Below are 26,235 nucleotides of genomic sequence, written 5' to 3'. Positions count from 1 at the left end.
CCGACAGGTTTTCGACAGCTCCCGCCAGCGAAGCTCGGGTCATCCGGATCACCGATCAAGGAGCTGCCGTCCCGTGACGACCGTCCAATCACCCCCTGCGCCCCCCACGGCGATACGCCCCAGGGTGGTGGCCCGCACGGGCCTGTACGCCGTGCTGGCCGCGAACGCGGCCGTGGTCGCCTACTTCTTCGCCCAGGCGGGCTTCGCCTCCAACGCGCTGATCGTCATCGGCCGCCTCGCCGGCCTCTACGGCGCCCTGATCATGGCCTTCCAGCTGGTGCTGGTGGCCCGGCTGCCCTGGCTGGACCGCCGTATCGGCATGGACCGGCTGACCGCCTGGCACCGCTGGACCGGCTTCGCCCTGCTGTGGACGCTCCTCGCGCACGCCGTCTTCATCGCCTTCGGATACGCCGACGGGGCCGGCGTCGGCCCGGTCACCGAGCTCGTCGACCTCGCCGAGACCACCGAGGGCGTGCTGCGCGCGATCGTCGCGCTCGGCATCATCCTCGTCGTCGGCGCCGTCTCCGCGCGCTACGCCCGCCGCCGACTCGCCTACGAGACCTGGCACTTCATCCACCTCTACACCTACGTCGCCGTGGTCCTCGCCCTCACCCACCAGGTCGCGGTCGGTACGACGTTCACCTCGTCGTCCGCCGCGAAGACGTACTGGTACGGGGTGTGGACCGTGGCGCTGGGCGCGGTGGCCCTCGGCCGCCTGGTGCTGCCGGTGTGGCGCAACTCCCGCCACCGGTTCCGCGTGTCGGCGGTCGTCCCCGAGTCCGACAACGTCGTCTCCGTCCACATCACCGGCAAGGACCTCGACAAGCTGCCCGCACAGGCCGGCCAGTTCTTCCTGTGGCGCTTCCTCACCCGCGACCGCTGGTGGCAGGCCAACCCGTTCTCCCTCTCCGCCGCCCCCGACGGCCGCACCCTGCGCCTGACCGCCAAGGCGGCCGGCGCGGGCAGCGCCGCCCTGCGCCACGTGAAGGTCGGCACGCGCGTCTTCGCCGAGGGCCCCTACGGCGCCTTCACCACCCTGCACCGCACCAAGACCCACTCCCTGCTCATCGCGGGCGGCGTCGGCGTCACCCCCATCCGGGCCATCCTGGAGGACGTCGAGGGCCACGCGGTCGTCGTCTACCGGGTCGCCTCGGAACGCGAAGCCGTCCTCTACGACGAGCTGCGCGACCTCGCGCTCGCCAAGGGAGCCGAACTGCACCTGGTGACCGGGCCGCCGGTCCCCGACAAGCTCGCGCCGAGCGAGCTGGCCCGGCTGGTGCCGGACATCGCCGAGCGGGACGTCTTCCTGTGCGGGCCGCCGCCGATGATGAACGCGGTGCTGCGCACCCTGGACGACCTGGGCGTGCCCAAGCGGCAGGTCCACTTCGAGCGCTTCAGCCTGGCCGGATGAGGAAGACGGGAAAGACATCGTGAAGCGAGCCATACCTGTCGTCGTCCTCAGCATCGCGGGCCTGGTCCCGGTCTGGCGCTACGAGCCGTCGGCCGGCACCCCGGCCTCCACCGCCGCCCCGGCCACGACACCGTCCGCGTCCGCCTCCCCGGGCACCTCGTCGGGGACCGTCGTCAAGGGCACGACGATCCGGACGGACAAGGGTCCGGTACAGGTCCAGGTCACCTTCGACGGCGACCGGATCACCGCCGTGAGCATGCTCCAGCAGCCGAACCACCCGCAGACGACGGCCGCCGTGCCGAAGCTGGTCGCCGAGACGTTGAAGGCGCAGAGCGCGGACATCGACACGGTGTCCGGCGCGACGATCACCAGCGACGCCTACAAGGAGTCCCTGCAGGCCGCGATCGACGTGAGAGGCTGATCCGGTGAACCGGGTCGAACACGTCATGGGCTTTCCCGTCTCGCTGCGGGTGGACGACGAGGACGTACCCGAGCGGGCCGCGGACGACGTCTTCGCGTGGCTGCGCGAGGTCGACGCCCGGTTCAGCCCCTACCGGCCCGACAGCGAGGTGTGCCGCTACGACCGCGGCGAACTGGAGCGGCACGAGCTCAGCGACGACCTCGTCGAGGTCCTCGACCTGTGCGAGCACTACCGCCGGGCGACCGGCGGCGCGTTCGACGCGCGGCTGCCGGGGCGGGGGCTCGACCCCAACGCGGTCGTCAAGGGCTGGTCCGTGCAGCGGGCGGCCGACCTGTTGCGGGCGGCCGGGGCACGGCGGTTCGTGCTGAACGCCGGCGGTGACGTTGTCGCCGTCGGCGGGCCCTGGCGGGTGGGGGTACGGCACCCCGAGCACGCCGACAAGCTGTGCGCGGTGCTGGAGCTGACCGACGGCGCCGTCGCCACCTCCGCCCGCTACGAGCGCGGCGACCACATCGTCGACGGCCGGACCGGACGCCCGGCGACCGGACTGCTGAGCCTGACGGTCGTCGCCTCCTCACTCACCGAGGCGGACTCGGTGGCCACGGCCGCCTTCGCGATGGGCACCGAGGGCGTCGGCTGGGCCGCGTCCCTGCCGGGGTGCGAGGTGTTCGCCGTGGACGCCGACGGACAGGTGCTGCGGACGGAGGGCTTCCCCGTCGCGCGGGAGGATCCGGCGCCCGGATGAGCCGAAGGGCGGGCCGCCGGCAGGGGAGTCCGGCGGCCCGCCCGCTCATGGAGTGGGGGGACATGGTCAGCCGACGTCGGAGGCGTCCAGCCGGTACAGGCCGCTGTAGGCGCTCACCGCCGCGCCGTGGGCCTTGACCCAGGTGGAGATCTCGGAGCTGGTTCCCTGGCCGCCGGTGCTGGAGACCACGATGTAGTGCAGCTTGCCCGACTTCACCAGGCTCTTGAGCTTGGCCAGTGTCATCGCGTTGTCGCTGCCGGACCAGCCGCCCATGGAGATGACCGGCTGCCCCGACTCCAGGATGATCGAGGACGCGGTCTGGTCGGTGGCCACCGCCACCAGCCAGGTGGCGCCGTCCTGGTGCTTCTTCAGGTACGTGATCATCGCGGAGCTCACCTCACCGCCCATGCCGCCGGCGCCGGGGCCGGCCTGCGACCGGCTGCCGCTCTCGGTACTGGTGCTCCCGGTACCGGTGTTCCCGGTACTGGTGCCGTCGGCACCCGTGCTGCCGGTACCCGTGCTGCCGGTACCGGAAGGCGGCTGCCCCATCGACTGCCCACTACCGGTACCCGATCCGCTCGGCGCGCCGCCGCTCGGCTTGGTGCCGCTCGACGTGCCGCCGCTCATGCTCGGCGCGCCCCCCTTGCCGCCGCCACCGGGGCCGCCGCCCATCCCGCCGGTACTGGGACCGGCCGTCGGGTTGGTGCCGTTGGTGCTCGTGGTCGTCGCCGCCGAGACCGAGTAGGCGGCAGGACCGGCGAGCAGGGCCACGACCGCGGCGAGCGAGGCGAGCCCGATCAGCCCCCGCCGCCGCATGAACCGCCCGGCCACCAGCCCGAGCACCGCGACCGCACCGGCGAGGGCGGCCACGACCTCGGCGACCGTGTACACCGTGCCGGAGCCCGAGGCCCGTCGGAGCAGCACGACGGCCCAGACCGCGCTGACGGCGACCGCACCCGGCAGCACCCAGCCCCACTTGACCGCCGGCCGCTCCTTGAAGGCGCCGTACAGCATGACCCCGCCCGCACCCGCCAGCGCCGCGATACCGGGGGCCATGGCGGTGACGTAGTAGGGGTGGAAGGTGCCCTCGGCGAGGGAGAAGGTCAGGTAGTGCAGGACGAACCAGCCGCCCCACAGCATCAGCGCCGCCCGCCGGGCGTCCGTGCGCGGCGCCCGGCCGCGCAGCACCAGACCGCCGACGAGCGCGATCGCGGCGAACGGGATCAGCCAGGAGATCTGCCCGCCCATGATGTCGTTGAACATCCGGTAGATGCCCGAACTGCCGCCGAAACTCGCGCCGTTGCCCTGCGAGCCCACCGACGAGCTCGCCCCGAAGATCCGGCCGAAGCCGTTGTAGCCGATGACCAGGTCCCAGACGGTGTTGTCGGTCGAGCCGCCGATGTACGGCCGGTCGGACGCCGGGATGAGATCGACGATCACCATCCACCAGGCGCTGGAGACGACCAGCGCCACCGTGGCCACGGCGAGGTTGCGGATCCGCCTGACCGGCGAGGTGTTCGCGGCCCACAGGTAGACCAGGAAGAACGCGGGCAGGACGACGTACGCCTGCATCATCTTCGTGTTGAACGCGAAGCCGATGGCGACCGCGGACCACACCAACGGCATCGTCCGGCCGGAGCGCACGGCCTTCAGCAGGGCCGCCGCGCCGAGCAGCATCAGGAAGACCAGGACCGGGTCCGGGTTGGTGTCCCGCTCGATGGCGACCGTGATCGGGGTGAGCGTCAGCGTCAGCGCGGCGATCGTGCCCGCCACCACCCCGAAGTCCCGCTTGACCAGCCGGTACAGCAGGGCCACGGAGCCGGTGCCCACCGCCACCATCGGCAGCGTCAACTGCCAGGTGCCGTAACCGAGCACGCGGGCCGACAGGCCCATCACCCACAGCGCGAACGGCGGTTTGTCGACGGTGATGAAGCTGCCGGAGTCCAAGGCGCCGAAGAAGAACGCCTTCCAGCTCTTGGTCCCGGAGTAGACGGCCGCGTTGTAGAAGGTGTTGCCGGTGACGGAGGAGAGGTTCCAGGCGTACAGGGCCGTCGCGAGGACCAGGATCGCCAACAGGGCGGGGCGGGCCCAGCGCGGGTCCTCGGGGGCGCCGGTGAACAGCCTTCTCGTCCGGGAGGCGGGCGGGGCCGCGGCCCGGTGCCTGCCCTCCTGGGCGGGCGCGGGAGGCGGGGCGAGGGTCGTCATGACACGTACTCCAGGTGGGTGTTCGCCCCAATGGGCAGTTCGACGAGGGTGGTTCGCACAGCAACGATCGGCGCCCCGGCTGTGCGATCCCTGAGGGGGTGCTGAGCGGAGAGTGAGAATCAGAGAACTCACAGGTCGGCCACAGCGAACCGGCCATGATCCCGCAGAAGTGGCGAAACAATAGGGGTCTAGACTCGGCTTCCAACGGTCCAGACCCGAAGGGTATTCGGCGTTTTGATACGAATAGATTCAGTCACCAAGCGCTACCCGGACGGCACGGTGGCGGTCGACAACCTGTCGCTGGAAATACCCGATGGTGCGATCACGGTCTTCGTCGGACCGTCGGGCTGCGGCAAGACGACCACGCTGCGGATGATCAACCGGATGATCGAGCCGAGCACGGGCACGATCACCATCGACGGCAAGGACATCACCAAGCAGCCGGTGAACACGCTGCGCCGGTCCATGGGTTACGTCATCCAGAACGCCGGTCTCTTCCAGCACCGCACGATCCTCGACAACATCGCCACCGTGCCCCGGCTGCTCGGCTGGGACAAGGCCAGGGCGCGGGCCCGGGCCCGCGAGCTGATGGAGCGGGTCGGGCTCGACGGCTCCCTCGCCAAGCGCTACCCCTACCAGCTCTCCGGCGGCCAGCAGCAGCGCGTCGGCGTCGCGCGGGCGCTCGCCGCGGACCCGCCGGTGCTGCTGATGGACGAGCCGTTCTCGGCCGTCGACCCGGTGGTGCGCAAGGGCCTGCAGGACGAACTGCTGCGCATCCAGGACGAGTTGGGCAAGACCATCGTCTTCGTCACCCATGACATCGACGAGGCCGTCAAGATCGGCACCATGGTCGCCGTGATGCGCACCGGCGGCCACCTCGCCCAGTTCGCGCCGCCCGCCGAGCTGCTGTCGGACCCCGCCGACGCCTTCGTCGAGGACTTCCTCGGCGCCGACCGCGGCATCAGGCGGCTGTCCTTCTTCTCCTCCGCCGGACTCGACCTGCTGACCGCCCCGGTCGTCGCGGTCGACGCCACCGCCGAGCAGATCGCCGCCCGCGTCTCGAAGGACGTGCCCTACCTCCTCGTCACCGACGTGGCCGGCCTGCCCCTCGGCTGGAGCGAGCCGGACCGGCTGACCGCGGGCGCCGTGGACACCGCCCGCCTCCTGCCGTACGGGCGGCCCTTCGTGCACGGCAAGGAGTCCCTGCGCGCCGCCCTCGACGGCGCCGTCCTGTCGCCGACCGGCTGGGCGGTCGCGGTGGACGCCGGCGGCCGGGTCACCGGCGTGGTGTCCCAGCAGGCCATCGGCGAGGCCATCCGCACCGCGCACGCCGAGGGCCGCAGCGACGAGAAGGTCGCCGGATGAGCGGCGGCCTGTTCGACATTCCGAGCGACCTGCAGAACTCCTACTGGGGTCTGGTCGGACTGCATCTGCGCGAGGCGCTGATCCCGGTCGCCGTCGGACTGGTGGTGGCGCTGCCCATCGCCCAACTCTGCGTGCGGCTGCGCTGGTTGTACCCGCCGGTGCTGTGGGTGACGACCGTCCTCTACGCCATCCCCTCACTCGCCTTCTTCGTCGTGCTGATCGACTACACCGGGCAGACCGAGACGACCGTGATGATCCCGCTGGGCGTCTACAGCCTGGTGGTGTTCGTCCCGGCGATCGTCGACGGTGTGCGGTCGGTGCCGCAGGAGACGCTCGACGCGGCCACCGCGATGGGCCTCGGGCCCGTACGCCGCTACTTCCAGGTCCAGTTGCCGATCGCCGCGCCCGCGATCATCGCGGGTCTGCGGATCGCGACGGTCTCCAGCATCTCCCTCGTCTCCGTCGGCATGCTGATCGGCAACCAGGGCGCGCTGGGCAACCTGCTCCACGACGGCCAGATCTACAACCAGCCCCGCCTGATCTGGCTGTCCGTCATCGGTACGGCCGTCCTCGCCGTCCTCGCCGACGCGATGCTCGTCGTCGTACGCATCCTGGTGACGCCGTGGATGCCGCGCGGCGGCCGGGCGCCACGCCCGGTGGACGAGCCCGAACCCCTCACGGCCGCCCTGGAGGACGCCGCCCGATGAACGTCCTTCACCTCATCAACGCCTTCTTCAGCGACGGCGCCCACTGGCACGGCTACGACGGCATCCCCACCCGGCTGCGCGAGCACGTCCAGTACACGCTGATCGCGCTGGCCATCGCCGCCGCCATCGGCCTGCCGATCGGCCTGGTCACCGGCCACACCGGACGCGGCGGCAACGCCCTCGCCCTGGTCGCCACGGCGGGGCGCGCCCTGCCCAGCTTCGGTCTGCTGGTGCTGATGTTCGTGCTGCTGGGACTCGGACTGACCCCGGTGATGATCCCGCTGGTCGTCCTCGCCGTCCCTCCGATCCTGGTCACCACCTACGAGGCGCTGCGCTCCGTCGACCCGTCTCCGGTGGACGCGGCCCGGGGCATGGGCATGTCGGAGTCACGCGTCCTGTTCCAGGTCGAACTCCCGGTCGCGCTCCCGCTGATCCTCAGCGGCCTGCGCTCGGCGGCCATCCAGATCGTCTCCACGGCGACGATCGCCGCCTACGTGTCGCTCGGCGGCCTCGGCCGGTACATCGTGGACGGTCTCTACCAGCTCAACTACGAGAAGGTGGTGGGCGGCGCGACCTTGGTGGCCGTACTGGCCCTGGTCACGCTCGGGTTCTTCTGGGCGGTGGCACGGCTGACCGTGTCACCGGGGGTACGGCGCGGCAACTGACGCCCGGGGCCCGGGAGTCGGTGACCCCGGGCCCGTCCGTCAGCCCTCCGTGCGGGCCAGCGCCAGCTCCAGTACGACGAGCAGCGCGTCCCGCACCGAGCCCCGCTCGCGGGCGTCGAACACGAGCACCGGGACCCGCTCGGCGACGTCGAGCGCCCAGCGCACCTCTTCCAGGCTGTGCTGCACCTTGCCGTCGAAGGCGTTGACCGCGACCGCGAACGGGATCTGCCGGTGCTCGAAGTAGTCGACGGCGGCGTAGCAGTCGTCGAGGCGGCGGGAGTCGACGATGACGAGGCCGCCGACCGCGCCCTCGACGATGTCGTCCCACATGAAGCCGAACCGCTCCTGGCCGGGCGTGCCGAACAGGTACAGCTTCAGCGTCGGGTCGATGGTGATGCAGCCGAAGTCCATCGCCACGGTGGTGGTGGTCTTGCTCGGGGTGTGGCTGAGGTCGTCCACGCCCGCCGCGACCTCCGTGATGGCGGCCTCGGTGGTCAGCGGCTCGATCTCGGAGATGGAGCCCACGGCGGTGGTCTTGCCCACGCCGAAGCCGCCCGCGATCACCATCTTGACCGGCAGCGGCGGTCGTACGGCGGCCACCGGAGCGGCCGCGACGGGGGCGGCCGGTTCAGTCGGAGTCACGGAGTACCCCTCGGGAGTCGGGGATGGCACGCAGGGCGTCGATGACCCTGCGCAGGACGGAGGCGTCGTGGATGACTCCGGTGTCGGGGACGTGCACCACCAGGAGTCCGGCGGCGCGCAGGTCCTCGGTGAGGATCCGTACGACGTTGAGGTGCAGCCTGAGCCGGGCCGCGAGTTCGGCGACGGACTGCGGCTGCCGGCAGGCGGCGACGATGTCGTGCTGCTCGAAGGTGAGGTCGTCGAGTTCGGCGAGACCCTCGGCGGTGGCCACCACCTGGGTCTCCACCGGTACCGGCCGGCCGGACGCGGTGGGCGCGACCCGGCCGGCGGTGACCAGGAACGGCCGTACGGCGGGGGCGGGACCGACCGGTTCCGGGCCGTCCGGCGGTGGGGAGCCGTCCGGCATGGGGTGTCTTCTTCCTCCTCGACCGCGCCCTCGGCCGAGGGCTTCGGACCGGCGACCGGTCAGCGCGCGGAAGCGGCGCCGACGTTGTTCTTGAGCTGGAGCACGAGCTGGGGACTGAGCGCGCTGCCGGCCCGGTTGGCGAACAGCGTCATCTCGTAGGCGATGTTGCCGAGTTTGGCCTCCTTGTCGGTGACGACGCCGAGGACGGCGCCGCTGCCGATGGCGGAGACCAGGACATGGCCGCCCTCCAGGTCGATGATGACCTTGTTGAGGCCGCCCAGACCGTAGTTGCCGGAGGCGCCGGCGGCCAGGGACGTGATGCCGGAGACGATCGCGGCCAGCCGCTCGGAGTCGGCGTGCTCGCGCAGCTCGGACACCGCGATGAGCAGCCCGTCGGACGACACCGCGATGGCGTCGACGACACCCGCGGTCTCGGTCGCGAAACGGTTGAGCAGCCAGGTGAAGTCGGCTGCGGCGGCCTGCAGTTCGGCCGGCGTGGTGGCTCCCGCGGGGGGAGTGTCACCTGTCGACGTACTCACTGCTCGGCTCCTTCCGGGAGGTGGTTCTGGTGGTGCGGGTCGGTGGTCGGACGCGGGGCGGGTCCGCCGGGGCGGTCGTCGTCGTCCGAGGCGCGGCTGTCGCGGTTGGCGCGTTCCACGGCCGCCTCGAACTCGTCGAGTGCGTCCCGGACGGCTGCCGCGTCGGCGGGGCGGGCGGGTTGCCGGGCCGCGGCCTGGGCGGCGGCGTCGACGGTCGTGCGCAGGGTGGCACCGCGGACGCGACGGCGGAGGGGACGGGGGGAGTCGCCGGCCGACCGGTCGGACAACGCTGTCTCGTCGGGCCTGACCTCGAAGGACGATACCTCCCGGCCGACCTCGCCCGGGCGGGCGGGGGTGGACTCGTCGGGCCGGGCGTGGACCACACCGGCCTCCGCTTCCCCCCGAGCCCGCGGCACGAAGGGCCTCTCCTCGTCCTGCGCGGTGTAGGCCGACACCGAGTGAGTGGTCGGGGCCGGAGCGGGCTCCGTGCCGGACGCCGTGTCCGCGGACGCCGCGTCCGTGGGGTCCGGGTCCCGCCGGGGGACCCGGCGGGGGAGGGGGCCGGGGTGGCCGTCGCGGGTGGTGGTGTCCCGGGTGACGGCCGCCGGGCGCGGGCCTGCGGCGGTGCCGGGAAGCGGCGGTTCGGCGAACCCGTGGGCGGCGTCCGGGGCTTCGGCGACCGCCGTACGGGCGGCTGCCGGCTCCGTCGCCGTCACGGAGCCCGGGGCCCGGTCGACGGCTGCCGGTGTCCTCGCCGTACCCGCGGCGGCGGCCCCCACCGGGCTCATCGCCAGCAGCAGCGAGGGCGGCACCGACACCTCCGCCGTCACTCCGCCGCCCGGCGTCCGGGACAGGGCGACGCCGATGCCCCAACGGCGGGCCAGCGTGCCCACCACGAACAGGCCGAGCACCTTCGTCGGCACGACGTCCAGCCGCTCGCGGCGGATGAGACGGGCGTTCTCCTCGGCGAGCCGGTCGGCGCCCATGCCCAGGCCGTGGTCGGCGACGACGATCGTCGCGCCGCCCGCGGCCTCCGCCGCGGAGGTGTCACGGACGTACACCTCGACCGGACTGCCGGCGGGCGAGAACGACACCGCGTTCTCCAGGAGTTCGGCCACCATCAGGGTGAGGTCGCCGATGATGTCGGGCTCCACCATGACCTCGGTGCGCGCGTGCAGCTGCACCCGCCGGAAGCCCTCGATCTGACCGAGCGCCGCGCGTACGACGTTGGTGAGTGCCGTCGGCCCCGAGTCGAGGACGGTCTCGCGGATGCCGGCCAGCAGCATCAGACTGTCCGCGTTGCGCCGCAGACGTACGGCGATGTGGTCGATGGAGTAGAGGCGTTCGAGCAGCGCCGGATCCGTCTCGCCGCGCTCCACCGCGTCGATCAACGACAGCTGACGTGCCGTCAGGTTGCTGACGCGGCGGCCGACGTTGCCGAACATCTCGGCCACGTTGCGCCTGCTGAGCACCTGTCGCTCCAGGAGCGCGATCGCGGTGGTCTGCACCCGGTTGAACACCTCGGCCAGCTCACCGATCTCGTCGTCCGCGGTGACCGGCATCTCGCGCAGCATCGGCGGGCTGTCGTCCTCGTCGTCGTCGGCGACCCGGGCCAGTTCGCGGCCGGCCACCTCGGCGACCTCCTGCGCGGCACCGGTGAGGGCCTGCACGGGCCGTACCACTGAGCGGCGCACGATGACGGAGAAGACGATCCACAGGCCGAAGCCGAGCAGACCGATGGTGAGCAGCAGTCCGGCGCGCCAGGCGGCGTCACTGCGGGCGGCGTCGGCGCGGTCGGCGATCTGGCCGATCAGCGACGAGGTGATCTTCAGCCGGGCCTCCGCCTGCCGCGGATAGGCGGGGTAGTCGCCCAGGGCGTCCCGGAACGCCGTCCTGACCTCGGCAGGGGACGCGGCCTGCAACGTGCTGGGAGCCACCTGGAGTTCGGCGTACGCCTCGGCGATGTCCCGCTGGGCGTCGGTGTGCTCGATGCCCGACAGCTCGTCGGCCTGTGCCTCGGTGGCGAACCGGGAGAAGCGCTCGACCTGGTTGTTGTACAGCTCGTAGGCGCCGACGGCGGTCGTGAACTCGATCTGGGCGTTCGTGTCGCCGGTCGTCGCGGAGAACACGCCGGTCTCGAAGGAGCCGTGCGCGGCGTCGGCCCGCAGCAGCGAGTCGAGCAGGTTGCCGGTGAACGTGGCCGCGAGCTCGGAGTTGCGATCCAGGCCGAGCCCGCCGATCACGGTCCTGGCGGCGTTGTTGTAGGCGGGGTCGATGTTGCTGGCGGGCAGGTAGCTCTGCTCGACCGTCCCGCGCAGACTGGTGAGGCCCTCGACCTCCTTCAGCGCCTGTGCCTCGCCGTCCGGCAGTCCGTCGCCGAAGGTCTCACGCACCTTGTCGATCTGCGCGTCGACCTTGTCCTGCGCCTTGCGGTAGCCGGCGAGCGTGGACTCCACGCCCCGGCCGCCGGCCTCGTAGCGCACGGACAGCAGGATGGCCAGCTGGTGTTCGCTCTCCAGGTCGTTGACCAGCCCGGCCACCTGCTCGCTGTTGCGCACCAGGTCGGCCGCCGACGCCGCGTCGCTCGCCTGGCCCACCTGGTCGGCGATGAGGTAGGAGAGCAGGACGGCCACGACGGCCAGCGGGATGCCGACGAGCAGATTGAGCTTCCGTCGGAACGGCCACCGGTCGGCGAAGTGCCGGAGACGACCGCGCCTGAGCCGCGGCGGAGCCGACCGGGGCGGCGCGTCCACCTCGTTCGTGGACACCGAGCCTCCTTACACGGGATCCTCGGTCGCGCGAGACGCGCATGACCGATTCTGGTCGATGCTGGATCGTGAAGAATGGTGCGGATGACACCGCAGCGGCCCCCGTAAACCGCTGTGACCGACGCCAACTTCGGTGAGACTACCGCCTCTTCGAACGATCAAGCGCGTCGCCCTACGTCAAGAATCCGTTACAAAGCGCCTCCGATTCCACTTGCATCCGTTCACGCAGCCTTCACAACCGATCACTCATTGAGGCCAATTGGTGACCAGGGTGCTCTTGACTGAGTGAGAACAGGCTGGATTGGATCAGTTGCAGTGCTTGCTCCTCATCAATCCCCCGAGTCCGGAACGGGAATCGTGACTTCCAACGCCCCACGCAGCAGGTCCATCAAGAGCTACCCCGCGGCGGCCGTCGCGCTCGCCGCGACCACGGCCCTGCTGGCGGGATGTGGCTCCTCCGACGACAAGTCCTCCAACCCCCTCGACGGGGGCAAGTCCGACGGCAAGACGGTCGTCGTCGGCTCCAACAACTTCGCCGAGAGCATCCTGATCGCCGACATCTACGGCGAGGCCCTCAAGGCCAAGGGTGTCAAGGTCACCTACAAGCCGAACATCGGCAGCCGTGAGACCACCTACGGCCTGCTGAAGAACGGCTCCATCACCGTGCTGCCGGAGTACAACGGCGCACTGCTGGCCTACCTCGACCCGAAGGCCACGCCGAAGACGGTGGAGGCCACCACGGCGGCCATCGAGGCCAAGCTGGACTCCAAGCTGACGCTCCTCGACCCGTCCGCCGCGCAGGACAAGGACTCGGTGACGGTCAACAAGGCCACCGCCGACAAGTACAAGCTGACCTCCGAGTCCTCCATCGCGGACCTCAAGGCCGTCGCGAAGGACCTCACCATCGGCGCCTCGCCGGAGTTCCAGACCCGGCAGCAGGGCCTGGTGGGCCTGAAGTCCGTGTACGGCGTGGAGTTCAAGTCCTTCAAGGCGCTCGACGCGGGCGGCCCGCTGACCCTGGCGGCGCTGAAGAAGAACACCGTGCAGGCCGCGGACATCTTCACCACGGACGCGCACATCACCAAGGAGAAGTTCGTGGTCCTGCAGGACCCGAAGAACCTCTTCGGGTTCGAGAACGTGCAGCCGCTCGTATACAAGAGCGGTCTGTCCTCGGCCGGCGTCTCGGCCCTGAACGCGGTCTCGGCCAAGCTCGACACCAAGACCCTGCAAGACCTGGACTCCCAGGTCCAGATCGACAACAAGGACCCGCTGGACGTCGCCAAGGCGTGGCTGAAGTCGGCGGGCCTGGCCTCCTGACCGGTGCGGTGTGGGTGCCCTCCTCGGCGGAGGGCACCCACACCGTTCAGTACCCGACGCGGAAGGTCGCGTCCTGCTGGTCGGTGGCGCTGGAGATCGGGTCGATGCGCAGGACGAAGTCGGAGTGCCGGATGTAGCGGGTCGGGTAGTTGTACGACCGGAAAGACGACCAGGACGAGTCGGCGAGGCCCGCCGTCCGGTAGAACGTGGCGTCACCGGCGAACGTCGACGTGCCGTCGTTGACGTCCAGCCGCAACTGGTAGTCGTAGTGCCGCAGGTAGCGCGTCGGGTAGTTGACGGACTGGAACGACACCCCGGACGAGTCGGCGAGGCCCGGCACGAGCTTCCACATCGAGTCGGTGTAGGGGTCGAAGGCGTAGGCGTCGATCCGCCCGACGTAGTCCGCGTGGCGGACGTAACGGGCCGGGTAGTTGTAGGACTTGAGCCGGTTCCAGGCCGGGGTGCCCCACTTGGCGACCAGGTTGGCGTACTCGGTCGCGGTGATCGGCTGGATGCCGCAGTGCTTGGAGTTGAGGGGCTGGGTGTACGTCTTCTGGTCGAGGGCGGTCCAGGTGCCGGCGGCCGGATTGCTGGTCTGCCAGGCGTAGAAGACGCCGTTCGGCGACCAGGTGTCGCCCCACAGGTACCAGGTCGAGCCGGACGTCAGTGACTTGACGAGGGTGGGCGCCTCGGTGCCGCCGTGCGAGACGGCGGTGCTGAACTCGGTGAAGCTGCCCGGGTCCAGCGAGGTGGACTTCGCGCCGACCAGCGTCGAGTTCTTCTTGAAGTAGAGGTAGTTGACGCCGTTCACGCCGACGGCCAGATCGCCGTCGATGACGTCGTAGCCGGGGTCGAAGAAGACCTGCGGGGCGCCGGCGGTCACGAAGTCGCTCGTGTAGTTGATCATGATCACGTTGTGGCCGCTGGAGTTCACGGCCGAGTAGATCACGCCGTACTGGCCCCGCCCCGCGTCCCAGAAGGCCTCGGGCGCCCAGCTGTGGGTGTTCATGTCGTGCAGCTTCATCCGCCGGTAGCCGGTGAAGGTGCGCAGGTCCGTGGAGTCCCAGACGTGGATGTACTGGCTGACGTACGTCCAGTCGGTGCCCTTGAGGTCGGTGGCGAGCACCACGAACGTGCCGTCCTGCTTGCGCAGGACGAAGGGGTCGCGCAGACCGGTGGAGCCCGCGGTCGGGGTGGCGACCGGGGCGTTCTGGTTCAGCGGGGTCCACTCCAGGCCGTCGGTGCTGACGGCCAGATGCAGGCCGTAGTCGGCGGCGAGCATGTCCGGGGACTCGGTGAAGTAGCACATGACGTACGCCGAGTCGGTGGCCGCGCGGGCGGTCCCGGCACCGAGCGCGAGCGCGCCGGTCGCCGCCAGCGGGACGGTCGCGGCCATGCCGAGGAAGTGGCGCCGGGAGGGGTGGGGGAGGGGGTGCGACGGTCTGGCGTTCATGTGCGCTCCAGTGCGTGCGGGCGGGGGTGAGCGGGGGAGTGGGGGGTGGCCGACTTTCGGTATTTCGAACGCAGTTCGGTAAGTCGATCAGAAGGTAGGGATGTGACGCGTGTGCGTCAATCACACGGTCGCGCTTGGCTGGTTTTCGTCGGTCCCGGACCCGACGGCATGCGTCATCGCCCCGCCGGACGAGCCGCGAGCCGGGCCCGACGAGTGAACAGGGCGATGACGAGCGCTAGTTGACGGCCGCGGCGATCAACTGGTCCAGCAGGGCTATCAGCACGTCCCGGCACGAGCCGCGCTCCCGTGCGTCGCACAGCAGGACCTGGACGTCGTCCGGCAGGGCCAGGGCGTCTCGGATCTCCTCGGGCGGATACGGGTGTTCGCCGTAGAAGCCGTTGACGCCCACCACGAAGGGGATGCCCCGGCGTTCGAAGAAGTCGATCGCGGCGAAGCTGGACTCCGGGCGGCGGACGTCGATCAGGACGACCGCGCCCAGCGCGCCCAGCGCGAGGTCGTTCCACATGAACCAGAACCGCTGCTGGCCCGGCGTACCGAAGAGGTACAGGACCAGGTCGTCGCCGATGGTGATACGGCCGAAGTCCAGGGCCACCGTCGTGGCCTTCTTCTCCTCGATGCCCTCGAGGTCGTCGACGCCCAGGCCGGCCTCGGTCAGCGGTTCCTCGGTGCGCAGCGGAGCGATCTCGCTGACCGAGCCGACCATCGTGGTCTTGCCGACGCCGAAGCCGCCGGCGATCAGGATCTTCACCGTGTCGGGCGCGGCCCGGGTGACGGTGTCAGAGTCGGCCAAGGCCGTCCCTCACTTTCTGCAGCAGGTCCAGATCCGGGTTCTGGGACACCGGGCGCGGCGGGCGGAGCGTGATCCGGCCCGCCTCCAGCAGATCGCACAGCATGATCACGATCACACTCACCGGGAGGTCGAGCAGAGCGGCGAGTTCGGCGACGGCGATCGGCTCGACGCAGTGGCGCAGGATGCGCTGCTGCTCCGGCTGCGGTCGGGTGGCCCAGGTCGGCGGCGGGTCCACCGCGGTCACCGTCGTGATGAGCGTGAAGTCGGCACGGCTCGGCCGGGTGCGTCCGCCGGTCAGCGCGAAGGGTCGTACGAGACGGCCTGCCGTGTCGCCTCCGGCCACCTCACGCGCCGGAGTCGACGGTGGGGCCGATGCCGGCCCGCGGCGCCGCGCTGAGGTGCTCGCCGATCTTCTTGACCAGCATGTTCATCTGGTACGCCACCACGCCGACGTCGGCGCCCGCGCTGGTCAGGACGACCAGGTGGGCGCCGGGGCCGGCCGAGGTGAGGATCAGGAAGCTGTTGGCCATCTCGATCAGCGCCTGGCGGACCGGACCGCCGCGGAAGTCCATGCTGACGCCCTTGCTGAGGCTCATCAGCCCGGAGGCGGTGGCGGCGAGCCGCTCGGCGTCGTCGCGCAGGAACCCCGTGGACTTGCTGACGACGAGGCCGTCCTCGGAGAGCACCACGGCGTGGTTCACCTCGGCGACCCGCTCCACCAGTCCGGTGAGCAACTGATCGAGTTGGGTGTGGGTGGCGGGGATGGGGCGTGTCATGACGTGTCCTTCGTCAGCGGTCGGCGGGCGGGGGCGAGGGCGTATGGGTGCCGGTGCCTGTGTCGGCGGGCCCGGCGTCCGGTTCTGCCTGGTCCTGCGGTACGGGGTTCTCCTCCCGGTCGTCGTGGGCCCCGGCGTCGTCGTCACGCGCCCGGAGCGTGCCGCGCTGGAAGCCGCCGAGCGAGGAGGCGGCCCGTTCCGCGGTGAACTCACCTGCCTGCCCCTCCTCTTCACCCGACAGGTCCTCACGCAACTCGGCCGCCAGACTGGACTGCGGGACACGGCGCGGCAAGGGGGCGAGCCCCGGACGCCGCCCCGAACCCCCCGGCCACGCGGGCCGACGGCCGGCTTCGGCCTCACCGCTCCGCCCGGGAGAGCGTCCGCCCGTGCCTCCGTCCGCGCGCCAGGGTCCGGTGCCGTCGCTGCCGTCGGCTCCGCCCGCGCGGTGGGTGTCGGCCTCGCGGCCCGGGTCGTCCGCTTCCGTCCGGCCGGAACCCGACGCGGCCCGGCCGTCCCTCGCCCATACGGCTTCCTCGATCCGTCTGGTCCTCGCCAGCCGGTTGCTGTACGCCGTGAGCCTGTCCAGACGCCCGCGGTCGGGCCCTTCCGCGTCCCGCCCGGGTTCGGTGTCCGCGTCGTGCGCGCCCAGCGGCCCGCGCTCGGCGCGGTCGGCGCGGTCGCTCAGATCGCCGGGGTCGTCCAGGCCGCCGAATGCACCGAGTTCGCTGAGGTCACCGAGGTCACCGAGGTCACCGAGCTCGCCGAAATGCCCGCGATCGGCGTCTTCCGCGCGCGCGTCCACCCCGCTGTCGGGGTCTCCCGAACGCGCGGCGTCCGCCGTCGGTCTGGTGCTCGCTCTCCGTCCGGTGGTCGTCGGGCGTTCGGCCGTGCCCGCGTGCTCGGAGCCTCCCGCGTGCCAGGTGCCTTCCGCGTATCCGGTGGCCTCGGCGTGGCGGGTGCCTTCCGTGTGCCTGGCGGCCTCGGCATGCCGGGCGTCATCCGCGTATCCGGTGGCCTCGGCGTGCCGGGTGCCCGTGTCGGTCGTCACTGCCGGGCGGGCGGTGCCCGGGGACGGGGGCGCCATGTGGTCCGGCTCGGCCGACGGGCCGCTCTCCGTCGCCCGGGTGTGCTCACCGTCGGCGTAGCCGGCTTGGTCGTACGCCGTGTCGGTCCCGGTGCTCCCGTGCCGCGCGCGGCCGGGGGCCGCGTCCGCGGTACCGGGCTCCGGCGCCTCCCGTACGACGATGTCGTGCGGAATCAGGACGATCGCCGTCGTGCCGCCGTACGGCGACGGGCGCAGGGTGACGGCGATGCCGTGGCGGGTGGCGAGGCGGGCGATGACGAACATGCCCAGCCGCAGGTCGTCCGCGAGCGCCACGACGTCGAACTGGGGCTCCACCGCGAGCTGTTCGTTGAAGGAGGCGTAGTCCTCCTCTGACATGCCGAGCCCGCGGTCCTCGATCTCCACGGCGAGCCCCTTGGCGACCAGCGCCGCCCGCACGGACACCGGGGCCGGCGCGGGGGAGTACGCGGTCGCGTTGTCGATCAGCTCGGCCAGCAGGTGGATCACGTCGGCCACGGCCGGCGGCGCCAGGTACACGTCCTCGTCGGTGTGCACCTCCACGCGGGCGTACTCGGCGACCTCGCCGACCGCGCTGCGCATGATGTCGATCAGCGCGACCGGCTCCCGCCAGCTGCGCCGCGGCTGCTCACCGCTGATGATGACCAGGTTCTCCTCGTACCGCCGCAACTGGCTCGCCGTGGAGTCCAGTTCGTACAGACCCTTGAGGACGTCAGGGTCGGTGTGCTCCCGCTCCAGCGTGTCCAGCTTGGTGAGCTGCAGGTTGACCAGGTTCTGCGACTGGCGCGCGATGCCGAGGATGACCTTCTGGAACCCGCGCCGGGTGTCGGCGAGTTCGACGGCGGTGTGCACCGCGGTCCGCTGCGCCTTGTTGAACGCCCGCGCCACCTGGCCGAGTTCGTCCCGCCCGTAGTCCAGCGGCGGCGTCGCCTCGTCCGCGTCGACCTTCTCCCCCCGGTCCAGCCGCGCCACCACGTCCGGCAGCCGTTCCTCGGCCAGGCTCAGGGTGGCCTCCCGCAGGCCCCGCAGCCGCCGGGACAGCGAGCGGGTGATCCGCCAGGACATGCCGACGCACAGCAGCAGGGCGATCAGCCCGCCCGCGCTCAGCGAGGCGGCGGTCAGCAGCAGGTTGTGCGCTTTGTCGGCACTGCGGTCGAGCAGGACCGACGTCTGCGACCGGATCATCCGCCCGTACTCGTCGCCGACCGTCGCGAAGGAGGCCGCCCACCGGTCCCGCGCGTCGGGCAGTGCGGCCCTGCCGTCGGCGCCGGGCCGGGCGGCGAGCACCTGGTCCTCGATGTCCTGGACGGTCCGCCACTCCGGGCTCTGCAGGATCCGCTCGGTCTCGGCCTTCGCGCCGCCCTGCAGCGAGGGCACGATCTGGTCCTCCACCAGCCAGCGCCGGGTGGCGACCAGCTGGGAGAACGCCGACCACTCCTTCTCCGTCAGCTTCCCCGTCGGCCAGGCCAGGGTGAGCTGCGCGTCCTCCTGCGCGACCAGCTCCGCCGCGTGCTCCAGCGCGACCAGCGGGCCGGCCTGCGAGGTGAGGTCGCCGTCGTCGACCTGGGACAGCTCCTGGAAGGCGTGGATCTGGTCGTCGATGATCGAGCCGTACTGGCCGAGCGCCTGTGCGGAGGTGATGTCGGTCGGCTTGTCCACCTGCCCCCGGTAGTACTCGAGGCTGCCGACCGAGCCGAGCACCGAGTACAGCCGGTCCGAGATGCGCGCGGGCGCCTTGCTGATCGCGTCGGACTGGCCGACCAGCTTGGCGACCGCCTTGTCCGTGGCCCGGCGCTGCGCCTCCAGGGCGGCGCGGGAGCCGCGCGGGTCACCGGACAGCCAGGCCGCCGACAGACTGCGCTCCCGTTGCAGGGCGAGCGTGGCCTCCGTGCCCATCGCGCCGGTGGACCGGCTCAGCTGGGTCTGTCCGCGCAGCCGCAGGCCCTCGGTGAACATCTGCGTCGTCGTCACGCCCCACATGGCGGCGAGCGTGACGCTGGGCACCAGTGCCAGCAGGATCAGGGAGAGACGTATGGAGCCGAGACGGCGGGGCCGGGCACCTGTCCGTGGAGACATCGTCGTCCTAGGCGATCAGCGGGAGCGGAGAGGAGAGCGGGCTACGGGGGTGGCCGTGAGCGGGGGAGAGATGGGGTGCACAGGATGCTATCCGTACAAGTGACCGCATGAGCCACGGGCCCGAAGAATCTTTCGAGACAATGAGCCGTGAAATGTCGCGCGGCGGCCCCTCAGCGGGTGCCGCCCGCCGCGAACTTGGCGACCGCGGCGACGTTCGCCTTCGTCACGAACGCCGGTCCGGTGAGTACGGGGGAGACACCGCCGCCGCTGATGTTGCCGTTGGTCCGGTAGAGCCACAGCCCGTCCACCGCGAGGTAGCCCTGCAGGTACGGCTGCTGGTCCACGGCGAACTGGACACTGCCGTTCTGGACGGCCTTGACCAGGTTCTTGTTGAGGTCGAAGGTGGCGACCTGGGCCCGGCTCGAGGACGCCCGTACCGACTTGACGGCGAGCAGCGCGAACTGGGCGCCGTTGGTGACCACTTCGTCGATCGTCGGGTCCTGCCGCAGCCGTGCGGTGATCACGGCGGTGGTCGCGGTGGCGTCGGTGCCCTCCACGTAGAGGTTCTCGGTCCGGCCGCCGAAGGTCTTCTTCATGCCGGCGCAGCGGGCCTCCAGGCCGACGTTGCCGCGCTCGTGGATGACGCACAGGGCGTGCTTGACCTTCAGGGCGTCGAGTTTGTTGCCGACGGCCTGGCCCGCCACGCTCTCGTCCTGGCCGAAGTACTCCAGCAGCCCCTCGGACTGCCAGGAGTCGATACCGGAGTTGATGCCGACCACGGGTATGTCCGCCGCCCGGGCCGCGGCGATCGGCGCCTTCATCGCCTGCGGCTTGGCGAGGGTCACGGCTATGCCGTCGGCCTTGTTGCGGACCGCGTCGCGCACCAGTTCGGCCTGACCGGCCGTGTCGGGGTCGCTGGCGTAGGTCAGCTCCACGCCGTCCTTGGCCGCGGCCGCCTCGGCACCCCTGCGCACCAGGTCCCAGAAGGCGTCGCCCTTCGCGCCGTGCGTGACCATGGTGATCTTGATGCGGGAGTTGCCGCCCGCCTTCCCGACGGAGCCGGTGGTGGATTCCGACCGGTCGCCGGAGGCTGAACAGCCCGCCACGAGCAGCCCGGCGACCACGGCCAGGGCCGCGAGACGAACCGGTCTGTGGGAGGCAGACGGTGGGGGAGGAGTCTTCATCGAAGTGCGGCACCTCGCTGTGCGGCCGAGCTGGAGGAACAGCGCGAGCACGGCTCCGGACGACGTCCGACGGGTCGTACACCGCCGAGGCGACTCTCGCTGGCCGGAGCCAATCGCGTGTGACCGCCGGTAGTCAAGTGAGCAGCCACTTTCAGTGAGTTACTGCTGCCGCTTCGTGATGTTTGCGGACCGCGTCAGACCGTTTGCATGTCGAATGCCGTCCGCCGAGCGGATTCCGGCCGTCTCCCAGGACCGGTGGGCCGGGGCGCGGCACCTAAACTGGTGCGGTTCGTACGACAGGGACCCCGACAGGAGAGCGACGACGTGGCGGCAGCCGGCAGTGGCTTCGAGGACCCCTCCGCCGACGTGCTCGACCGCGCGGCCGCGGCCTTCGGGCTGCTGGCCTCGCCAGCCCGGCTGCACATCGTGTGGGCGCTGGCGCAGGGCGAGAGCGATGTCACCGGGCTCGCGGAGCGCGTCGGCGGCGCGCTGCCCGCCGTCAGCCAGCACCTGACCAAGCTCAAGCTGGCCGGCCTGGTCCGCGCCCGCCGCGAGGGCCGCCGCCAGGTGTACCTGGTCGACGACCCGGACGTCGTGGACGTCGTGAAGCTCATGGTGGACCGGCTCGCCGGCCGGGAGGGCGACATCCCGGCACCCCGCCTCCGTGGCCTCTGAGCCCGCCGCCGGCACCCGGCTGCAGGTGCTGCGGCACCTGGAGACCGGCCCGCGCGGGCTGACCGACGCCGAGGCCGCGGCCCGGCTGGCGGAGGCCGGCGAGAACACGCTGCCCGAACTGCGCACCCCGTCCTGGGCGCGCCGGTGCGCACGCGGTCTGCGCGACCCCTTCACCGCCGTACTGCTCGTGCTCGGCCTGGTGTCCGCCGCCGTCGCCTCCTGGGGCACCGCCGCCGTCATCCTCGCCCTGGTCGCCGTCAGCTGTGTGCTGCGGGCGAGCGGCGAGCACCGGGCCGACCGGTCGATGGCCGCGCTGCGCGGCCTGGTCGCCGGCACCGCCACCGTGCTGCGGGGCGGCGAGGGCGGACAGGCGGCCCGCGAGATACCCGTCACCGAACTGGTGCCGGGCGATGTGATCCGGCTCGGCCCCGGCGACCTCGTCCCCGCGGACGTACGGCTGCTGCGCTCCCGCGGTCTCACCGTGCACCAGGCCGCGCTCACCGGCGAGAGCACGCCGGTCGCCAAGTCCGCCACCGAGAGCCCCGGCGCCTCGGCCGACGGCCCCTTCGGCGAGCCGCACCTGTGCTACCAGGGCAGCGGCGTCGCGACGGGCAGCGCCACCGCCGTCGTACTCGCGACCGGCCCGCGCACCCGGCTGGGCGCCGCCTACGACGCCCGACCGCGGGCGGCACGGCGAACGCGCGCCGGTCGCTCCGGGACGGCGCCGCCGGAGGCCAGTTCCTTCGACCGCTCCGTGCACGGCATCTCCTGGGTGCTGATCCGGTTCATGCTGCTGACACCGCCGCTGGTGCTCATGGCGGGCGCCGCCCTGCGCGGGCGGGGACTGGAGACGCTGCCGTTCGCCGTCGCGGTGGCCGTCGGGCTCACGCCCGAGATGCTTCCGGTGATCGTCACCACCTGCCTCGCCCGCGGTGCCGCGCTGCTCGCCCGCCGCCACGACGTGATCGTCAAACGGCTGCCCGCCCTGCACGACCTGGGCGCGGTCGACGTCCTGTGCGTCGACAAGACCGGCACGCTCACCCAGGACCGGCCGGTCGTCGTACGCTCCCTCGGCCCGGCCGGCCACGACGACCCCGACGTCCTGCGCTGGGCCGCCGTCGGCGCCTGGTGGAGCCTGCAACTCGCCGAACTCCCCGCCCCGGACGCCCTCGACGAGGCGCTGCTCCGGGCGGCGGGGGAGGTCGGCGAGGAGTACGACGGGGTGGGCGCCGTCCCCTTCGACCCGGTCCGGCGCCTGGCCACCGCGGTCGTACGGGGTCCCGGCCCCGGCACGCACACAGTCGTGGTCAAGGGCGCCGTGGAGGCCGTACTCGACCGGTGCGCCACGACACCCGGCGAGCGCGCCCGGCTGCTCGCCCTCGCCGCGCGCGAGGCCGACTCGGGGCTACGACTGCTCGCCGTCGCCACCAGGCAGCGCCCCGCCCGCCCCCGCGACCGCACGCCCGCCGACGAACAGGGCCTGGACTTCCGCGGCTTCGTGACCTTCCGCGACGCCCTCGCACCGAGCGCGGCCGAGGCGGTGCGCGCACTGACCGCCCGAGGCGTCGCCGTCCACATCCTGACGGGCGACCACCCCGCGACGACGGCCCGTGTCTGCCGGGACCTGGGCCTGGAACCGGGCCGGGTGCACATCGCGACGGACGCCTTGAACCCGACCGACGGGGACGCGGCTGTGGCGGCGGATGTCTTCGGGGCGGGCCCCGTGGGTGTCACGGTGGCCGGGGGCGGGGCGGGGGCGGATGCCGGGTTGGCCGGTGACGCGTCGGGACCGGCCGCCGGGGCGGTCGGGGAGTCCGGGGACGGCCCGGCGACGGATGCCTGGGGCGTTTTCGCGGCCGGCGACGGCATCGGCCCCGGGGGCCGAGAACCCCTCCGAGCCGTGGAACCCGTGGCGGCCGTGGCCCGCGCGCCGGAGGGCGCCGGAGCGGAGGGCCCGGTGTGTTCCACCGTCGTGGTCGCCCGTTGCACCCCCGACGACAAGGCCCGTGTCGTCGCCGGGCTGAGGGCCGCCGGGCACACCGTCGGGTTTCTCGGGGACGGCGTCAACGACGTGCCCGCGCTGCGGGCCGCGGACGTCGGCATCGCGCCGCGGGACGCCGTGGCCGCGGCCCGGGAGAGCGCCGACGTCGTGCTCGCGGCGAAGGACCTCACGGCGATCGGGCACGCGGTCACCGCGGGCCGCTACAGCAGCGGCAACATCGCCTCGTATCTGCGCGTCACGCTCTCCTCCAACCTCGGCAACGTCCTGGCGATGCTCGCGGCCGGCCTGCTGCTGCCGTTCCTGCCGATGCTCCCGGCCCAGGTGCTGGTGCAGAACCTCTGCTTCGACGCCGCCCAGCTCGCCTTCGCCCACGACCGCCCCGGCGCCGCCGCCCTGCGCCGCCCGGCCGGCCTCCGGCCCCGGGCCTTCCTGCGGTTCATCACCGGCTTCGGTGTCCTCAACGCCGTCGCCGACCTCGCCACCTTCGCCGTCCTCGCACTCGCCCTGCCCGGTTCCGAGGCGGTGGACGACGCCCCCGTCTTCCACTCCGCCTGGTTCACCGAGAACCTGCTCACCCAGGCCCTGGTGATGCTCCTGCTGCGCACCGGCCGACGTCTCGCCGAGGGCCGCGCGCCCGGCCCGCTCGGCTGGTCCGCCACCGGCCTCGCGGCCGTGGGCCTCCTGCTGCCGCTCAGCCCGCTCGGCACGGCCCTCGGCCTGACGGCCCTGCCCGCCGCCTACCACGTCCTGCTCACCGTCGTGCTCGCCGTGTACGCGCTGGCCCTGCTCGCGGCCAGGGCCTGGTACGAGCGACGGCACGGATGACAGGGGCTCGGCACACCCGCCCCTTGGTTGTACAGTTGCGCAAAGTGGCAACCGTTGACGGGTGTGCGAGCAACGCCGACCGTCCTGCGCCGACGTTGACGTAGTTGAGGAAAGGGAGGGTGCGGCATGCTCCGCAACGGACTGGAACCCTGGCACCTGCTGATCGTGGCCATCGTCGTGATCGTGCTCTTCGGCTCGAAGAAGCTGCCCGACACCGCCCGCGCCCTGGGCAAGTCGATGCGCATCCTCAAGAGCGAGGCGAAGGCGATGAAGGACGAGAACCCCGCCGCGGCACCCGCGCAGACGGTCGTGGAGCCCACGGAGGTCAGCAAGGGAGCCGCGGCCTCCTGAGCCGCCGCTCCCCGCGCACACGCACACGTGCAGGCCGACCCGGTTACGACTCCGGGTCGGCCTGCACGTGTGTCCTACGGCTGTTCGGTGGCGGTTCCGCGGCCGTACTACGGCACCTGAACCGCTTCCGCGGCCGCGCTACGGCACCTGAACCGCTTCGGCGACCGCCCCCGCTTCCAAGGCAGCCCCCGCTTCCTTCCGGCGCTGCCGGCGGCTGCGGCGCGGCTCCTGGTCGGGCAGCCAGCCGAAGACGAGGCAGCTGCCCACCGCGCCCAGGAGCAGGCCGATGAAGAAGCCGCCCAGGTTCGAGGTGAGCCAGGTGCCCAGCGAGGACATGACGCCGATGATCGAGTAGAACAGGCGCTGACCGGGGCTGAGCAGCGTCAGCAGCCCGCACAGCACCATCACGACCGGCAGCAGGTAGCCGGCCAGACCCTGCATACCGATGTGCATGATGACCTTCAGCGAGGCCTTCTCGGTGAGCAGGATCTCCGCCCCGCCCAGGGTGAGCAGCAGCCCGCCCCAGAACGGCCGGCCCGCCCGCCAGCGACGGAAGGCGGGACCGAACCCTTGCTTCGGGGTGCCCGACATCAGCAACCCGAGTCGCTGAACCGGAGCTTGAGGCCCGGAAGCTTGAACACGCCTGCGGTGGTGGCGTAGTTGGTCTGCCGCAGGTTGTCGATGTGGACGGTGTCGGCCTGCTGGCTGAAGACGCCCGCCGGGCCCTTGACCCCGGCCTTGGTGAGCGTGCTCGCGTCGTTGCCGATCTCGATGTTGTTGAACGAGGCGTCACCGGTCAGCTGCGTCGAGTCGGTGGTCAGGTTGCTCGCCTGCACCTTCGAGGAGCCGCTGCCCGCGGTGATGAGCAGGTTCGTGCCGCCCAGGTCCACGCTCTGGCAGAGGCTGTCCAGCGTCGCGTTCTTGATCGCGGAGGTCACGACCAGGACCTGACCGCCGGTGTCGCCCGCGTTCGGGCTGTTGTCGATCATGCTGTCGAGCGCGCCGAACTGCTCGAAGCCGGTGCCGTCCAGCGACTTGGCGGTGACCGTGAAGGGCATGCCGGAGATCGAGAACGACACCCCCAGGGCGCCCTGGGCGGTGAGGATGCCGAGGCCGGCGAGGGCGGCGACGGCGGGCACCGCCATCACCGCGGCGCGGCGGGCGCGAACCCGGCCGCGTCTGGCGGGCTCGGACGAGGAACCGCTTTCGGGGTTCTCGGGGGTGAGGTCGGCGGACGAGGTGACGTCCGGGGACGAGGCCATTTCTGCTCCCATGTGCATAGTCAGTGCGGGTTGGGCGTCAGCGGCGCGTTGTCCTGGCGCGGACAGCCTGCGGACGCACGGCGCCTCCCAACTCCCGGCGGGTGGAAGGGCTTTCTCGTACTCCGCAGTAGCCAGCGAGGAAGTTACCCGTGGTTACTTTCGAGGGTCAAGGCAGTTGTGAAAAAAGGGTGTCGATTGTGGGTCGCCTATGGGTCGCGAGTCGACCGTTGTCCCTCTCTTCTTGTGCGTCCTATTAGAACGATCGTCAACTCCCCTATGGCTGCTTGACGTTGACTGAGTATCAGGTCTACAACTGCCCCTGGCTTCCCCCGGATCCGTGGCGCCGGATCCCGCCACGCGGCATCGTCCGCGTCTCCCGGACCCCTGTTGTCCAGTGCGGGCACTTCATCGCCCGACACAAACCCTCCACGGCCCGGCACGGGCACTTCCCCCCTGGTCCCGCGCCGGGCCGACTTCCCGGCCGGCCCGGCCGACGGCCCTCCCCACGGGTCTGCGGCCGACCGCCGGCCGGTCGCCGTCGCCGGCCC

22 protein-coding genes and 1 pseudogene are annotated in these 26,235 nt (G+C 71.6%); 10 read left to right on the top strand and 13 right to left on the bottom strand.

The features are described from left to right. Positions 1–73 precede the first annotated feature (73 nt). From ACIGDI_RS28750 to ACIGDI_RS28740, 3 genes are read left to right on the top strand one after another with little or no spacing between them, the layout of a single operon-like run. Complete coding sequence (locus ACIGDI_RS28750) at positions 74–1,411, top strand: ferric reductase-like transmembrane domain-containing protein (protein WP_399902436.1); 1,338 nt, start codon at positions 74–76, stop codon at positions 1,409–1,411. Positions 1,412–1,430: 19 nt separating this feature from the next. Next, positions 1,431–1,832 (top strand): FMN-binding protein, encoded by a 402-nt coding sequence (locus ACIGDI_RS28745; RefSeq protein ID WP_200705181.1) that lies wholly within the window; start codon positions 1,431–1,433, stop codon positions 1,830–1,832. Between the two features lie 25 nt (positions 1,833–1,857). After that, on the top strand, positions 1,858–2,577 hold the full coding sequence (locus ACIGDI_RS28740; RefSeq protein ID WP_399903079.1) for an FAD:protein FMN transferase: 720 nt from the start codon (positions 1,858–1,860) through the stop codon (positions 2,575–2,577). A 66-nt stretch (positions 2,578–2,643) separates the two neighbouring features. Here the strand turns inward: ACIGDI_RS28740 and ACIGDI_RS28735 are convergent, their stop codons facing one another. Beyond that, positions 2,644–4,782: an ArnT family glycosyltransferase gene (locus ACIGDI_RS28735; protein ID WP_399902432.1), complete on the bottom strand. Its 2,139-nt coding sequence runs from the start codon at positions 4,780–4,782 to the stop codon at positions 2,644–2,646. Positions 4,783–5,016: 234 nt separating this feature from the next. On the opposite strand from ACIGDI_RS28735, the gene ACIGDI_RS28730 reads away from it, so the two are divergent. The 3 genes from ACIGDI_RS28730 to ACIGDI_RS28720 are packed head-to-tail and all read left to right on the top strand — an operon-like array spanning position 5,017 to position 7,519. Next, a complete protein-coding gene (locus ACIGDI_RS28730; protein WP_399902429.1) occupies positions 5,017–6,147 on the top strand; it encodes an ABC transporter ATP-binding protein in 1,131 nt (376 codons plus the stop codon). After that, the gene (locus ACIGDI_RS28725; RefSeq protein WP_200705184.1) at positions 6,144–6,854 is read left to right on the top strand and encodes an ABC transporter permease; all 711 of its coding nucleotides are present in this window, start codon (positions 6,144–6,146) and stop codon (positions 6,852–6,854) included. The genes ACIGDI_RS28730 and ACIGDI_RS28725 overlap by 4 nt, the downstream gene beginning before the upstream one ends. After that, positions 6,851–7,519, top strand: coding sequence for an ABC transporter permease (locus ACIGDI_RS28720; RefSeq protein ID WP_399902425.1), 669 nt, complete (start codon positions 6,851–6,853; stop codon positions 7,517–7,519). The genes ACIGDI_RS28725 and ACIGDI_RS28720 overlap by 4 nt, the downstream gene beginning before the upstream one ends. Positions 7,520–7,558: 39 nt before the next feature. On the opposite strand, the gene ACIGDI_RS28715 is transcribed toward ACIGDI_RS28720, so the two are convergent. Genes ACIGDI_RS28715 through ACIGDI_RS28700 form a run of 4 tightly spaced genes read right to left on the bottom strand, consistent with a single transcriptional unit; the run spans position 7,559 to position 11,874 of the window. Next, the gene (locus ACIGDI_RS28715) at positions 7,559–8,161 is read right to left on the bottom strand and encodes a GTP-binding protein (RefSeq protein WP_399902422.1); all 603 of its coding nucleotides are present in this window, start codon (positions 8,159–8,161) and stop codon (positions 7,559–7,561) included. After that, on the bottom strand, positions 8,148–8,567 hold the full coding sequence (locus tag ACIGDI_RS28710; RefSeq protein ID WP_399902419.1) for a DUF742 domain-containing protein: 420 nt from the start codon (positions 8,565–8,567) through the stop codon (positions 8,148–8,150). Before ACIGDI_RS28710 ends, ACIGDI_RS28715 begins: the two co-directional genes overlap by 14 nt. A 59-nt stretch (positions 8,568–8,626) precedes the next feature. Continuing rightward, a complete protein-coding gene (locus tag ACIGDI_RS28705) occupies positions 8,627–9,106 on the bottom strand; it encodes a roadblock/LC7 domain-containing protein (RefSeq protein ID WP_399902416.1) in 480 nt (159 codons plus the stop codon). Next, positions 9,103–11,874, bottom strand: a complete 2,772-nt coding sequence (locus ACIGDI_RS28700; RefSeq protein WP_399902413.1) for an ATP-binding protein — start codon at positions 11,872–11,874, stop codon at positions 9,103–9,105. Before ACIGDI_RS28700 ends, ACIGDI_RS28705 begins: the two co-directional genes overlap by 4 nt. 357 nt (positions 11,875–12,231) lie before the next feature. Here ACIGDI_RS28700 and ACIGDI_RS28695 point away from each other — a divergent pair, with 357 nt between their 5' ends. Further along, positions 12,232–13,191, top strand: a complete 960-nt coding sequence (locus ACIGDI_RS28695) for an ABC transporter substrate-binding protein (RefSeq protein WP_399902410.1) — start codon at positions 12,232–12,234, stop codon at positions 13,189–13,191. Positions 13,192–13,237: 46 nt separating this feature from the next. Here ACIGDI_RS28695 and ACIGDI_RS28690 read toward each other — a convergent pair whose 3' ends face one another. The 6 genes and pseudogenes from ACIGDI_RS28690 to ACIGDI_RS28665 all read right to left on the bottom strand — a co-directional run bounded on the left by ACIGDI_RS28690 (position 13,238) and on the right by ACIGDI_RS28665 (position 20,572). After that, positions 13,238–14,644, bottom strand: a complete 1,407-nt coding sequence (locus ACIGDI_RS28690; RefSeq protein ID WP_399902407.1) for a glycoside hydrolase family 43 protein — start codon at positions 14,642–14,644, stop codon at positions 13,238–13,240. 235 nt (positions 14,645–14,879) lie between these two features. After that, positions 14,880–15,455 (bottom strand): ATP/GTP-binding protein, encoded by a 576-nt coding sequence (locus ACIGDI_RS28685; protein ID WP_272176250.1) that lies wholly within the window; start codon positions 15,453–15,455, stop codon positions 14,880–14,882. Next, complete coding sequence (locus ACIGDI_RS28680) at positions 15,442–15,798, bottom strand: DUF742 domain-containing protein (protein ID WP_272176249.1); 357 nt, start codon at positions 15,796–15,798, stop codon at positions 15,442–15,444. The genes ACIGDI_RS28685 and ACIGDI_RS28680 overlap by 14 nt, the downstream gene beginning before the upstream one ends. Before the next feature lies 1 nt (position 15,799). Continuing rightward, entirely contained in the window at positions 15,800–16,231 is a 432-nt protein-coding gene (locus ACIGDI_RS28675) for a roadblock/LC7 domain-containing protein (RefSeq protein ID WP_142143431.1), read from the bottom strand. A gap of 1,218 nt (positions 16,232–17,449) precedes the next feature. Next, a pseudogene (locus ACIGDI_RS28670) lies at positions 17,450–19,388 on the bottom strand (nitrate- and nitrite sensing domain-containing protein); the annotation flags it as partial. A gap of 170 nt (positions 19,389–19,558) precedes the next feature. Further along, on the bottom strand, positions 19,559–20,572 hold the full coding sequence (locus tag ACIGDI_RS28665) for a substrate-binding domain-containing protein (RefSeq protein WP_399902403.1): 1,014 nt from the start codon (positions 20,570–20,572) through the stop codon (positions 19,559–19,561). A 324-nt stretch (positions 20,573–20,896) separates the two neighbouring features. Here ACIGDI_RS28665 and ACIGDI_RS28660 point away from each other — a divergent pair, with 324 nt between their 5' ends. From ACIGDI_RS28660 to tatA, 3 genes are all read left to right on the top strand, one after another. Beyond that, positions 20,897–21,247, top strand: coding sequence for a metalloregulator ArsR/SmtB family transcription factor (locus ACIGDI_RS28660; protein ID WP_200703257.1), 351 nt, complete (start codon positions 20,897–20,899; stop codon positions 21,245–21,247). Further along, positions 21,237–24,074 carry an HAD-IC family P-type ATPase gene (locus tag ACIGDI_RS28655; protein WP_399902399.1) on the top strand — a complete coding sequence of 946 codons (2,838 nt, stop codon included), beginning with the start codon at positions 21,237–21,239 and terminating at the stop codon, positions 24,072–24,074. Before ACIGDI_RS28660 ends, ACIGDI_RS28655 begins: the two co-directional genes overlap by 11 nt. A 126-nt stretch (positions 24,075–24,200) precedes the next feature. Beyond that, on the top strand, positions 24,201–24,425 hold the full coding sequence (tatA, locus tag ACIGDI_RS28650) for a Sec-independent protein translocase subunit TatA (protein ID WP_200703255.1): 225 nt from the start codon (positions 24,201–24,203) through the stop codon (positions 24,423–24,425). 138 nt (positions 24,426–24,563) lie between these two features. On the opposite strand, the gene ACIGDI_RS28645 is transcribed toward tatA, so the two are convergent. Then, on the bottom strand, positions 24,564–25,016 hold the full coding sequence (locus ACIGDI_RS28645) for a DUF6114 domain-containing protein (RefSeq protein ID WP_399902396.1): 453 nt from the start codon (positions 25,014–25,016) through the stop codon (positions 24,564–24,566). Further along, a complete protein-coding gene (locus ACIGDI_RS28640) occupies positions 25,016–25,687 on the bottom strand; it encodes a DUF6230 family protein (protein ID WP_142143441.1) in 672 nt (223 codons plus the stop codon). Before ACIGDI_RS28640 ends, ACIGDI_RS28645 begins: the two co-directional genes overlap by 1 nt. Positions 25,688–26,235: the final 548 nt, after the last annotated feature.

Source organism: Streptomyces sp. NPDC085900 (assembly GCF_044540925.1).
GTDB classification, from domain to species: domain Bacteria; phylum Actinomycetota; class Actinomycetes; order Streptomycetales; family Streptomycetaceae; genus Streptomyces; species Streptomyces gilvifuscus.
The sequence above is the reverse complement of the archived record's forward strand: the minus strand, read 5'-3'. Positions and strand labels throughout refer to the sequence as shown.